The sequence below is a fragment of the Nocardia heshunensis genome (genome assembly GCF_054782115.1).
The window spans coordinates 979312-991838 of sequence record NZ_BAAGTC010000003.1 but is presented as its reverse complement, the minus strand read 5'-3'; the positions used below and the strand labels follow the sequence as shown (position 1 = coordinate 991838).

5 protein-coding genes and 1 tRNA gene are annotated in these 12527 nt (G+C 67.6%); 5 read left to right on the top strand and 1 reads right to left on the bottom strand.

The genetic code is table 11. From position 1 onward, the window contains the following. Nucleotides 1-183: 183 nt before the first annotated feature. Both ACYVN4_RS11405 and ACYVN4_RS11400 read left to right on the top strand, forming a co-directional pair. Nucleotides 184-1413, top strand: coding sequence for a cytochrome P450 family protein (locus ACYVN4_RS11405; RefSeq protein ID WP_460720061.1), 1230 nt, complete (start codon nt 184-186; stop codon nt 1411-1413). Between the two features lie 45 nt (nt 1414-1458). Beyond that, nucleotides 1459-2229: an EI24 domain-containing protein gene (locus tag ACYVN4_RS11400; protein ID WP_460720059.1), complete on the top strand. Its 771-nt coding sequence runs from the start codon at nt 1459-1461 to the stop codon at nt 2227-2229. On the opposite strand, the gene ACYVN4_RS11395 is transcribed toward ACYVN4_RS11400, so the two are convergent. Further along, a complete protein-coding gene (locus ACYVN4_RS11395) occupies nt 2222-2524 on the bottom strand; it encodes a hypothetical protein (protein WP_460720057.1) in 303 nt (100 codons plus the stop codon). The two genes, ACYVN4_RS11400 and ACYVN4_RS11395, sit on opposite strands and share 8 nt — an antisense overlap. A 190-nt stretch (nt 2525-2714) precedes the next feature. Here ACYVN4_RS11395 and ACYVN4_RS11390 point away from each other — a divergent pair, with 190 nt between their 5' ends. The 3 genes from ACYVN4_RS11390 to ACYVN4_RS11380 all read left to right on the top strand — a co-directional run bounded on the left by ACYVN4_RS11390 (nt 2715) and on the right by ACYVN4_RS11380 (nt 12526). After that, entirely contained in the window at nt 2715-4262 is a 1548-nt protein-coding gene (locus ACYVN4_RS11390; RefSeq protein WP_460720055.1) for an acyl-CoA synthetase, read from the top strand. Between the two features lie 76 nt (nt 4263-4338). Next, nucleotides 4339-4413: transfer RNA gene (locus ACYVN4_RS11385), tRNA-Val, on the top strand. Nucleotides 4414-4939: 526 nt separating this feature from the next. After that, the gene (locus ACYVN4_RS11380) at nt 4940-12526 is read left to right on the top strand and encodes a SpvB/TcaC N-terminal domain-containing protein (RefSeq protein WP_460720053.1); all 7587 of its coding nucleotides are present in this window, start codon (nt 4940-4942) and stop codon (nt 12524-12526) included. The last annotated feature ends 1 nt before the right edge of the window (nt 12527 follow it).

The window sequence follows — 12527 nt, the reverse complement described above, 5'->3', positions numbered from 1 at the left end:
AATCTCCGAGCGTCGCCGGGCTGTTCACCGCGATCGGCGGGAACGCCGGCAACCGGGTGCTTGCAGCAACTGTGTAGACAACAATTGCGCCTCGTAGAGCCTGCGCCCCCGACTCACCGCTGTCAATGCTTGGGCACCGAATCGGCCCGCGAACTGGGTTACTCCCGGGTAAGGTGCCGTTCGATGTCAGAGTCAGTGTCGCCTGTCCAGGCCGTCCGTACCGAGGCCATCGGGCGGGTGCCGATGTACACCCCGGAATTCGCCGCCGATCCGCACCGGTACTACCGCGAGATGCGGGAGAGATTCGGGGCGCTGGCTCCGGTGGAGCTCGCGCCGGGGATACCGGCCACCCTCGTGCTCGGATATCGCACGGCGGTAAGGATTCTCAACGATCCCGAACGCTTCCCCGCCGATCCACGGGCCTGGCAGGCCGGGGTGCCCGCCGACTGCCCGGTCCTGCCGATGATGCAGTGGCGGCCCAACGCATTACGCAGTGCCGGAAGCGAACACGCGCGGTATCGGCAGACCAATACCGCGGGGCTGACCGGGATCGACCGATATCGGTTGCAGGGCACCGTGGAACGGGTCGCGGTGTCGCTGATCAACGGGTTCTGTACGGCCGGATCGGCGGATCTGGTGCGCGACTACGCTTTTCCGCTGGCCTTCCGGGTGCTCAACCAGCTGCTGGGCTGTCCGGTCGAGATCGCGGGGCAGGCGGCGGAGGGATTCCGCGCCATCTTCGAAGGGGTCGGCGCGGAACGCGGCAATGCGCTGCTCGCCGACGCGCTGCTGAAACTGGCCCAGCACAAGCGCGCGCATCCGGGCGACGATGTCACCACCCGCATGCTGCGCCACCCGGTCGGGCTCAGCGACACCGAGATGGTGCATCAGCTGGCCACCCTCTACGGCGCGGGTATCGAGCCGCAGCAGAATCTGATCGTCAACACGCTCCTGCTGTTGCTCGTCGACGACCGCTTCCGCGGCAGCGCACTGGGTGGAAGCCTGTCCACCAGAGACGCTCTCGACGAGGTGCTCTTCGACGATCCCCCGATGGCCAACTTCTGTCTGAGCTACCCGCCGCGCGCGGTCCTGGTGGAGGACAGCTGGCTACCCGCGAACCAACCGGTCGTCATCAGCATGGCGGCCTGCAACACCGACCCGGCCATCCGAGGCGGCCAATTCACCGGCAACCGCTCACACCTGGCCTGGGGCGCCGGCCCCCACACCTGCCCCGCCAGCTCGCTGGCTTATCTCATTGCCCAGGAAGCGGTCGACCAGCTCCTCGACGCGCTACCCGAGATCCACCTAGCCGTCCCGACCACCGAATTGTCCTGGCGACCAGGCCCATTCCACCGCGCCCTGGGCGCGCTGCCGGTCATATTCGCCCCCGCACCGCCGCTACCCGAGAGCTGAGAGCCCGCGACCGGCGGATGCCGGGGGACCGGCTAGGGTTCTGGCGTGCGCGATTTCGGGGTGGGGTTCGGGTATCTGCTGGAGGGGCAGCGGTGGATGGTGCGGCATCGGGGTGACTACGGGCTCGGGTTGCTGCCGGGGCTTATCACGTTGGTGTTGTATGTCGCGGCGCTGATAGCGCTGGTGGTGTGGGGATCCGATCTGGTCACCGCCGCAACGCCGTTCGCCGATCACTGGCCCAGCCCCTGGCTCGGCGTGTTTCGTGGGCTGCTGGCAGTCGCGCTGTTCTGCCTGGTCATGTTGGGTGCGGTGCTGGCTTTCACCGCCGTCACCCTGCTGATCGGGCAGCCGTTCTACGAGGCGCTCTCGATGCGCGTGGATCGCTCGGTGTCCCCGGACGGTGCGGCCCCGGAATCGGGGCGGTCGCTGTGGTCGGAACTCTGGATCTCGGCGCGCGACAGCTGCCGGATCCTGGTGCGGGTCGCGCTCTGGGGAATCCTGCTGTTCGCACTGGGATTCGTCCCGTTCGTCGGCCAGACCGTGGTGCCGGTGATCGCCGCCCTGGTCACCGGATTCTTCCTCGCTCACGAACTGACCGCGGTTGCGCTGCAACGCCGTTCGATCGATCTGCGCGAGCGGCTGACACTGCTGCGCGCCCGCAAGGGTCTCGCCTGGGGTTTCGGCGCGCCGCTGGGCGTCGCGTTCCTCGTCCCCTTCGTCGCGGTCTTCCTCATGCCCGGCGCGGTCGCGGGCGCGACAATGATGGCCCGCGACCTGCTGGGTGAACCGAGATCGGCTGTGCCGAAGCTCAGTTGATGGTGAAGCTGCCCGCCATCGGCGGCGTGCCGTCGGCGCCGGCGGTCACGGTGCCGATCGGGTCGCCCGAGCAGTCGATGCTGGCGTAGAAGGTGGCGTCCTGATCGGTGGTGTTGGAGACGACCGTGGTGTCGAGGTCGGTGAGCGCGATGCGGACACAGCCCGTCGGATCGACCAGCACCCGGCCATTCGAGACCAGGACGCCGTTCGCAGCCTGAGCGGTACCGGGCACCAGCACCGCCACCATCCCGGCCACTGCGGCCGCGCCGAGAACACCAGCAATACGCAACTTCATCAGATCCTCCGTCGTGAAACAGCGCCCCATCCCTCGGGGCCGTTGCAAGCTATCGCGCCCGGGGCACCGTCACGTGACCGGCAGAATACGGCGATGTTTCGTCTGATCCGGTCCCGCAGGCGAATTCGGCCCGTGCGGCACCGGCAGGTTGATAGCGTCGGCATGTCGATCTCTCACGGGAGGAATGCGCATGTTCCCCGGCAACCACGTAGCAGAGCAGCCTGATCGGGCGGCGGTCATCGTCGCCGATACCGGTGCGGCCCTGAGCTTTCGCGAGCTCGACGACGAATCGTTGCGGTTCGCGAGCCACCTGTACCGGGCGGGGCTGCGGCGCGGCGACCACATCGCCATGATCACCGACAACGCTGTCACCGCCTTCGTCGTGTACTGGGCGGCGTTGCGTTCGGGGCTCTACATCACCGCGGTCAACTCGCACCTGACCGCCGACGAGGCCGCCTACATCGTGAACGACTGCGGCGCACGGATACTCGTGGCCTCGGCCGCGCTCGGCGAGCTCGCCCGGCAGGTCGGAGAGCGGACTCCGCAGGTGGAGAGCCATCTGGCCTTCGGTGGCGCGCTCGACGGTTACGACAGCTTCGAGGCCGCCCTGGCCGCAGTGACGGAACCGGGGTTGCCCGCCCAACCGCGCGGCGCGGACATGCTGTACTCCTCCGGAACCACCGGACGGCCCAAGGGAATTCGGGTCCCGCTCCCGACCCACGCGGTCGACGAACCCGGTGACCTGGCGACCGCGCTGTTCGGTCAGCTCTATGGTTTCGACCGCGACACCGTCTACCTCTCACCCGCGCCGATCTATCACGCCGCGCCCCTGCGCTTCGGCGGCGTCGTGCAGGCGCTCGGCGGCACGGTAGTGCTGCTCAGCCGCTTCGACGCGGAGGCCGCACTGGCGGCGATCGAACGCTACCGGGTGACGCACAGCCAATGGGTGCCGACCATGTTCATCCGAATGCTGAAGCTGGACAGCGGTGTTCGCGGCAAGTACGACCTGTCGAGTCATCGAGTGGCCGTGCACGCCGCCGCTCCATGCCCGGTCGAGGTGAAGCAGGCCATGATCGACTGGTGGGGGCCGATCATCCACGAGTACTACTCCTGCACCGAATCCAACGGCCTCACCTTCATCGACTCCGCCCAATGGCAGCGACGCCCCGGCTCGGTCGGCCGCCCCGCCCTCGGCGTGCTCCACATCTGCGCCGACGACGGACAACCCCTGCCGCCCAGGGAAATCGGCACCGTCTACTTCGAACGCGACACCGCGGCATTCGAATACCACAACGCCCCCGACAAGACCGCCGCCACCCGCCACCCCGCACACCCCGACTGGACGACCACCGGCGACATCGGCTACGTCGACGAGGACGGCTACCTCTACCTCACCGACCGCCAGGCATTCATGATCATCTCCGGCGGCGTGAACATCTACCCCCAGGAAATCGAAAACGCCCTAGCCCTCCACCCGAAGGTCCTCGACGTAGCCGTGATCGGCATCCCCGACGCCGAAATGGGCCAATCAGTCAAGGCTTTCGTCCAGCCCGCCCCCGACGCAGCCGACACCGACCTCGCCACCGAACTGACCGCCTTCCTCCGCGAACGCATCGCCGGCTACAAAATCCCCCGCACCTTCACCCTCGTCGACTCCCTACCCCGCACCCCCACCGGCAAACTAGCCAAAGGCCTGCTCCCGCGACCCGCCGACCCAGCCGATTTGCCGCCCGGGTAGGGGAGTGTGCTAATTTTTTCCCACCCGGCAGGGTGCAAAACACCAAGCCGGACAGCCGTTCCGACGGCTGCCCCGAGGTTCTATAGCTCAGCGGGAGAGCACTCGCTTCACACGCGAGGGGTCGCTGGTTCGATCCCAGCTAGAACCACCATAGGCAATTCGTTATTGGTTGCAGACATGTCCGTTACCTCCGGTTCCGGCAGAACTTGTCGGGGATATCGACTCGTTGCCGCCGCATTAGCTCGTTCGTGATCTTGATAACGATGCAGCGGAATTTTTCAAGCCATATGAGACCAGCCGGTGCTTACGCGGTTGTGGCGGTGGGCTCCTCGCTGGTGACGGTCTTCTTGACTGGTGGTTGATCCAGACAGTGTCGGGTAGGTCGAGGATCCTCGGTGCCGTGGTGGGGAATCGGTGTGGGTGGCGTTCGCCGGCGCGGCCAGCACGTCGCGACCGTCCGCGGCAGGGGAACCCCAGATCGCGGTAAGGCAGGTTTCAGATGACCGCAAATGCAGCTGGTTCCCAGGTTGCCTTGCGAGGCCAGTTGGCGCGCCAGAGTCTGCTTGGCATGGCGATCGGAGCAGCGGACGAGTGGATCGGCGTCGCATCGTTCGGGCGGCAAGATTCGCACAGCCCGGCGCCGTCGCGGCGCTGCGGTTCGGGTGCGCTGAAACCTGATGTGCGCGAACAGAAGAGTCGGTAGCCTGGCGGAGTGCATTCTGCGGCATCCGACGCTGGGGGGTGAGTGCGTGCGAGCATCGGCGGCAAGCGCTGAGGATGCTGGGTTCCTGCCCGAGCCTGCGTTGCCCAAAGGCGGTGTCGCGGTGCACGGTATGGGCGAGCGATGTGCGGTCAACGTTCAGACCGGTGCGGTGACGGTGTCCGTACCGATACCAGTGAGCACTGGTCGAGGCGCGAGTTCGGTTGAGCTGACTATGGATTTCGCCAATGGGGCGGGTCGCTCGCCGTTCGGCTACGGGTGGTCGCTGTCGGTGCCCAAGGTGACGCGCCGGGCCACCAAGGCGTTGCCGACGTACACCGATGCCGACGCGTTCGGCGTCTCCGGCAGTGACGATCTCGTCCCGGAACTGACCGTCGGCGCTGGGCCGGTCGATTCGACCGAGTCAATCGAGGGCAGGCTCTACCGAATCCGACGTTTCCGGCCACGCACCGACACGAGCCGGCTGCGCATCGAGCGGTGCACTGCGGCGGCAGGCACGGATGTCTTCTGGCGAACAGTGGACGCGGGCAATGTCACTCGCGTGTTCGGGAGGTCGCCGCACGCGCGAATTGCCGACCCGACGGGGCAGCGGATCTTCGAATGGCTGCTCGAGGAGGTGCGCGACGATCGGGGCAATGTTGCTCGCTACGAGTATCAGGCCGAGGACACAGCCGGGGTGGTGCCGCAGCCGGGCGAGGCCCATCGCCTCGCATCCGGCGCGCCTGCGCAGACCAATCGCTACCTCAAGCGCATTCGCTATGCGAACACGGTGCCCGACGATCCCGATTCGTCGCGCATGCTGGTGGTGTTCGACTACGGCGACCATGATCTCGCGGCGCTTGCTACACGTCCCTGGCCGGTACGGTGGGACCCCTATTCGGTCTATCAAGCCGGTTTCGAGATCCGCACCTGGCGACTGTGTCGCAGGATCATGATGTTTCACGACTTCGGGACAGATATGGGACCCGGGCCGACGCCGCGACTGGTTCGCACGGTGGAGCTGGGCCACGACACAACACTGGCACGATTGACCTCGCTGCGCCATGTGGGCTACCAGTGGACGGGAACCCAGTACGCCGAATCGGCGCTGCCGCCGCTGGAGTTCGAGTACGTCGACGCGCGCACAGCATCGGACGTGCGTGTCGTCGATCTCCCGTCGTTGATCGACGGCGCTCCACTGCGTTTCGCAGATCTGAACGGCGACGCGATGCCGGGGGTGCTCAGCGAGACGCCGGGCGGCTGGTGGTATCGCGCTCCGGCGGGCGACGGCCGGTTCGAGCGGCCGGTTCGGCTCACGCAGCTGCCGTCGTCCGATCCGGGCGGCGGCGTCGCAGGGCTGCGCGACATCGACGGATCGGTCCGCGTGGCATCGGTCGTGGAGAGCCATGGACTGGCGGGATCGTCGGTGCGCCTGCCCACCGGCGATTGGGATCGGTTTCAGCCCTACGCCAGTCGCGCCGTCGCCGACCTGACCGATCCGCGCGGCCGGCGGGTCGATCTCAATGGCGACGGCCTGCCCGACCCGATTTTCTTGGGTCCGGACGGCTGCTCATGGGTCGCCGCGCGTGGACGCGCGGGCTACGGCGCGACCATGCGGATCCCCACCGCGGCCGACGAGCGTTCCGGTCCCCGCCCGCCCAGCGCCGACCAGGCGCACCAGTGGTTCGTCGCGGATATGTCCGGCGACGGACTCGCCGACCTGGTGCGGGTACGCGCCTGCGGCGTCGACTATTGGCCCAACCTCGGATACGGCCGGTACGGGAGCCGGGTCACCATGACGAGTCCGCCGATGCTGGCCAGTGCGAGCGAGTTCGACGGCTCCCGGGTGCGGCTGGTCGACCTGGACGGAACCGGCGCCGCCGATCTGTTGTATCTGGGCGACAGCATGGTCACCCGATGGCGCAACCTTTCGGGGACCGCGTGGTCCTCTCCCACCGTGATCGCGCCGCTGCCGCCCACCGACAACGCTGCCGATGTGCAGATTCTCGATCTACTCGGTAACGCCACACCATGTCTGGTTTGGACGTCGTCGCGGCCTGGCCAGGCTGCGACGGTCCGGTTCCTCGAGCTCGCAGCCGACGGCAAGGCGCACCAGATGCGTTCTGTCACCAACAATCTCGGCGGCCGCACGGTCATCGAATACGACAGTTCGGCGCGGCAGGCGCTGGCCGCGCGCCGCGCGGGCGCGCCGTGGCGCAGCACGGTCGGCTGCCCGGCGGTGGTCGTCAGCCGGATGCGGGTTTTCGACGACGTGGCACAGACGACGCAGGTGACCCGATATCTCTACCGAGACGCGTACTTCGACCCGATCGAACGCGAATCTCGGGGTTTCAGCTACGCCGAGACGATTAGCGCTGAGACGACGGCTTCCGGCACCGGATCGGCACTGCGCACCTGTGAATGGTTTTACACCGGGCGTCCGGGTGAGGAGCCCGAGGACGTCTTCGAGTCGGACCCGGACGCGGTGCGGCTGCCAGGCCGCCGGCAGCTGGGCCTGACCGGTGCGACGGAGTACCGACAGTCCCTTCGGGCGCTCGCGGGCAGACAGGTGCGCTCGGAGACCTACGCCGTCGACGTCGGCCCGTCGGCCCCGCTCACGGTGACGCAGTGGACGCTGTGCGCGCGTCAACTGCAGCCCAGCCGCGGCGGGTCTGCGGCCGTGTTTCGGGTCGAGCCTTCGGAATCGATGACCGCGCACTACGACCGCACATTCGGTGACCCCCGAGTGACCCACGAATTCACGCTGGCGACCGATGATTACGGCACACCGTGGGCGACCGCGACCCTCGCGTATCCACGCCGCGCACCGGAGATCGACGAACAGCGGCCGGTGATCGCCGACTTGACTCTGACGGACCACGCGAATGTCGACACTGCGGCTGTGCACCGGATCGCCGAGACAATCAGCACCCGGGAGTACGAGATCACCGGACTGACGCTGCCGCCGACGGGCCGCTTTCTTACCGCCGATCTGACGGGTCTGCTCGATCCCGGATCCGCGGAACGCGACTATCTGTCCGAGCCGACGCCCGGCCTTCTCGAGCGCAGACTGGTCGCCGCGACCCGCCATGAATACTGGGACGATTCGCTGGCCGGGGCGCTGCCCGGGTCGGCGATCGGCAGCCGCGCCCTGGTCCGGAGCGTGTTCCGGTTCGCCTTCACCCAACACGTGGCGACCACCGTGTTCGGAGCCGTGGATGACCCGGCAACCCTGACCGGAGTGGGTGGATACCAGTGGCAAGACAAGCTGTGGTGGCTCACCGACGGTGTCCGCCACTATGATCCGACGACCTTCTACCTACCGTCGGCGCATACGTCGCCGCAGGGCAATACCGCGGACGTGCGATACGACAGCCACGCGCTGCTTCTCGTGCGCACCAGAGCCGCGACGGCGATGCCGTTGTCGTCGAACACCGTCGAGGTGGCCAACGACTACCACACCCTGTGTCCGCGGCGCCTGGTCGACCCGAACGGCGTCGTCAGTCGGGTGCGCTGCGATCCGCTGGGCCGGGTGATCGCCGGGTGGCTGACCGCGCCGGACGGGAGCGGCGATCCCGAGGCGCTGCCGGGCGTCGTGCACAGCTACGACTCGGTGGCCTGGCAGCAAGGACGCGGCCCCGCGTGGTCGCATTCCGAAATCCGTGCTCGCAGCGGCGACGCGACAGCTCCGCCGCATGAGCAGAGAGTGTTCGTCGATGGGCTCGGCAGGCTCGCGATGACGAAATCCACGGCCGAACCGGGCGAAGCGTGGGCCGACGACGGCGCGGGCGGCCTGGTTCTGGTCGACACCGCCCCCGCGCCTCGCTGGATCGGCACCGGCCGCACCGTCTTCAACGGCCAAGGCCTTCCGATCGAGCAGTACGAGCCCTATTTCGCCGTCGACGCCAGCTTCGATATGGCCGACAGCCTAGTCAAGCGCGCCCCGTTGCAGCGCAGACGGTACGACGCGCTCGGTCGGCTGGTGCGGGTGGACCATCCGGACGGCACGGTCGAGACGATGCGATTCGAACCCTGGCGCCAGGTCGGCTCGGACCGCAACGACACTGTGCTGCTGAGTGATTGGTACGCCGAACGCCTGCCGGGCGGCGCGGCTTCGGCCGAACAGCAGCGGGCGGCGGCGCTAACGGCCGCGCACGCGGGGACCGACACGGTGCTGCTGTACGACGGGCTCGGCCGGACCGTGCGCGTGCGGGAGGACAACGGTCCGGACGGGATCTGGGAGACCCGTTACACCCTCGATCCACATGGCAGGACGATCGAGGTGCACGACGCGCGGGGAGTACGGGCGTGCGCTGTCTTCGTCGACGCGGCGGGCCGAACGCTGCGCACCGAGAGCATCGACGCGGGAACACAGATCGTGCTGCCCGACGGTGCCGGTCGGCCATTGGCGCAGATCACGGCGGCGGGCGACGTCGTGTCCTGTCGCTACGATCTGCTGGGTCGGCCGACCCAGCTGCTGGTGCGCGATCCGGGTGCGGCCGCCGACCGCCTCGCCGAACTCACCGTGTACGGCGAAACGCACCCCAACGCCGCTGAGCTCGGTCTGGTCGGGCGTGTGCACCGGCGCTACCACGAGGCCGGGCTGTCGCGGATGGAGCGCTACGACCCGCGCGGAAACGTGATCGCTGGCTCCCGCCGACTACTGCGGCTCGGCGCCGGCGCGGACTGGACGGCGCTCGCCGCCGCGGCGCTCGCGGACCTGGACGCGGCCGACCAGACTCGTCTTGACGGCGAATTGTTCACCGAGACAGCTGATTTCGACTCGCTCGGACGTCCGGTGCGGCAGCGGCTCGCCGACGGAACGGAGCTCGTGTTCGGATACCATCCGTGCGGGCCGCAGGCGTGGATCGACGCCACGCTCGCCGGAACCCCGGCCCCGACTCGTTTCCTGTCCGATGTCCGCTACGACGCGCGGCGCAGGCGGACGTCGATCGCGCACGGAAATGGTGTGGTCAGCACTCATGAATTCGACTCGCGGTCGGGACGCCTGGTTGCGCTGGCGGCGCGGCGCGGCGCGGCCGCGATTCAGGATCTGCGCTACACCTACGATCCGGTGGGCAATGTGGTCCAGGTCCAGGACGCCGTCGCGGACACCGTCTTCTTCGCGGGCAGCGTCGTCGCGCCGGGCGGTGAGTTCACCTACGATCCTGGCTATCGTCTGCGCACCGCGACCGGCCGCGAACATCGGAGCCTCGCGGCGCAGCCCGACAATGCCGAGCCCGCTGTCGCACCACTACCGCATCCCAACGACGCCGCGGCCTTGCGCCGGTACACCGAGTACTTCGACTACGACTCGGTCGGCAATATCACGACGCTGCGGCACGCGTCCGCGTCAGGCGCGTGGACGCGCCGCTACCGCTACGCGGCGGGCACCAATCGTCTTGTCGCGCATCAGCTCCCCGGGGATCCCGACGGCGGCGCGTACCACGCCGTGTTCGCGTATGACGACGCAGGCAACACGGTGGATGGTTACGGCATGCCCGCGATGGCCTGGGACCACGTCGGACGCCTCGCCACCGCGAACCTGAGCAGCGGCGGTGGGCTGGTCGACTACTTCTACGATGGACCCGGCAACCGAGTGCGCAAGGTGTGGCAGCGGCCAGGCGCGCTGCGCGAGGAGCGGATCTACCTAGGCAATGTGGAACTGTTCCGTCGGTATCGCGCGGGGTCGCTCGTGTTCGAGCGGCGTACCGTGCGAATTCCGGACGAGGCGCGGATCGAGGCGCTGGTCGAGACTGTCACCGTGGACGCCGACCACCCCGGCTTCGACGCCGCGTTCAGGATTCGGTATCAGCTCGGCGATGTGCTCGGTTCGGTCGCGGTGGAGTGCGACCAGGTGGGCGCGGTGATCTCGTACGAGGAGTACCACCCTTTCGGCAGCACGGCGTTGTGGCTGGCTCGCGGTGCGGCGGCGGTCAGCACCAAACGGTATCGGTACCTGGGCAAGGAGAAGGACGAGGAGTCCGGGCTCTATCACATCGGCGTGCGCCAGTACGCGTGCTGGCTGGGGCGGTGGATGAGTCCGGACCCGGCCGGGCTGATCGACGGTGTCAACCGCTACCGCTATGTGGACAACAATCCCGTCTCGCGGAGCGATCCTACCGGCACACAAGGGGTTCCGACGTTCCAGGAGATTCCCTGGGTGCAGACGTACCTCACCGAGTCCACCGGACTTCGCTTCGCGGTCAAGGCCACCGGCAGCGGAAAGTTCCAGGCGAAGCACTATGATTTCGCCAAGGAACTGGCCGCGCTGTGGGGCGGCGCGCCACAGGGGTATCAGCTCGGTCACGCCGCGGATACACCGCTGTGGTCGCTCAAGATCGGCGAGGTATCACTCGTCGGCATCCAGGCTCCCGATCTGAACAATCGACAGTCGATCCAGGAGGGCATCGACCGCGCGAACGCGGCCGCGCAAGGCTGGTTCACCCGAACCGCGCGCAAGACGACGGTGTCGGTTCCCAATCCGATGAAGGGCCAGCCCGCCCTGGATCTGGGAGTCAAACCGCTCACACAGCCGACGTTGGGAAAGTTGGGAGATCCGACGCCGGGCGAGCTGTGGGCGGCGGCGCAGGCGAACAAGCCGCCCGTCGCGCCCCCAAGTACGCCGACGCCGGCGGGCGAGACATCGACGCAGTTGGAACTGCCAGGAACCCAACAGCAAAGCCCGGCTTCCGCCAAGCCGCCCGAGCCGGCGACGGGGTCGAGCCCTGCCGCGACCGCCTCGCCGTCATCTGCGACAGACGTGGAACTGATCGCGCCCAAGCCGACCGATCTGCCCGCGAGCGCGGGTGCCGGGCCAGCACCGTCGCAGGAACCGACGCAGTTGACGTCGGACGCGATCGAGGGTCAGCAACCGCAAGCGACCCCTAAGCCCGCCGCCGATCCGGTCCCGCCGTCCACGCCCGCCGCCGATCCGGTGGTCGCGTCATCGCCCGGTCCGGCTCCCGCCGATGCGGCACAGATGGGCAATGAGGTGTCGGCCGAGGCGAAGACCGTGTCGACCGTCGGCCAGGACATTCACGCTACAGCCGAGATAACACAGAATACCGAGGTGCTTGCGCAGGACACGAAGCTGCTCACCAAGGTCACCGATACCGCGGTGAAGGGCATGCGAAAAGCGGCTCCGGTGCTGCAAAAGGTCAGACCGGTAGCCCAGAAGGTGGCTACCGGACTGAAGGTTGTCGGCAAGGTGGCGGCTCCGTTGGCTGTCGTGTCCTCCGGCTACGACATGGTGACCGCGCCCAACAACACCAATCGCATGGAAGCGGCAGGCGATTTCGTGAACTCGGTCGCGCCCTATTTCGGCCCGGTCGGCGAGAGCTTCTCGACCGGATACACGTTCGGCGGGCTCGCCGACGCCGGCATCAAGAAGGCGTCGACGAGCACAATCGGCGTGGATCTTTCGCCCTCGCATGCGATCGCACTGCAATTGAACATGTGGGACACGGTGGTTTCGGCGGTGATCCCCGACGACCCCAATCAGCCCGGATACAAGAACAAGAACAAGATCTCGTGGTTCCTGATCGACAAGTGCAATTTCTGAG

Excerpts from the sequence above, each read along its gene's own strand:
- ACYVN4_RS11405 (WP_460720061.1), top strand. The coding sequence starts at position 184 with ATGTCAGAGTCAGTGTCGCCTGTCCAGGCCGTCCGTACCGAGGCCATC.
- ACYVN4_RS11395 (WP_460720057.1), bottom strand. The coding sequence starts at position 2,524 with ATGAAGTTGCGTATTGCTGGTGTTCTCGGCGCGGCCGCAGTGGCCGGG.
- ACYVN4_RS11390 (WP_460720055.1), top strand. The coding sequence starts at position 2,715 with ATGTTCCCCGGCAACCACGTAGCAGAGCAGCCTGATCGGGCGGCGGTC.
- ACYVN4_RS11380 (WP_460720053.1), top strand. The coding sequence starts at position 4,940 with ATGTGCGCGAACAGAAGAGTCGGTAGCCTGGCGGAGTGCATTCTGCGG.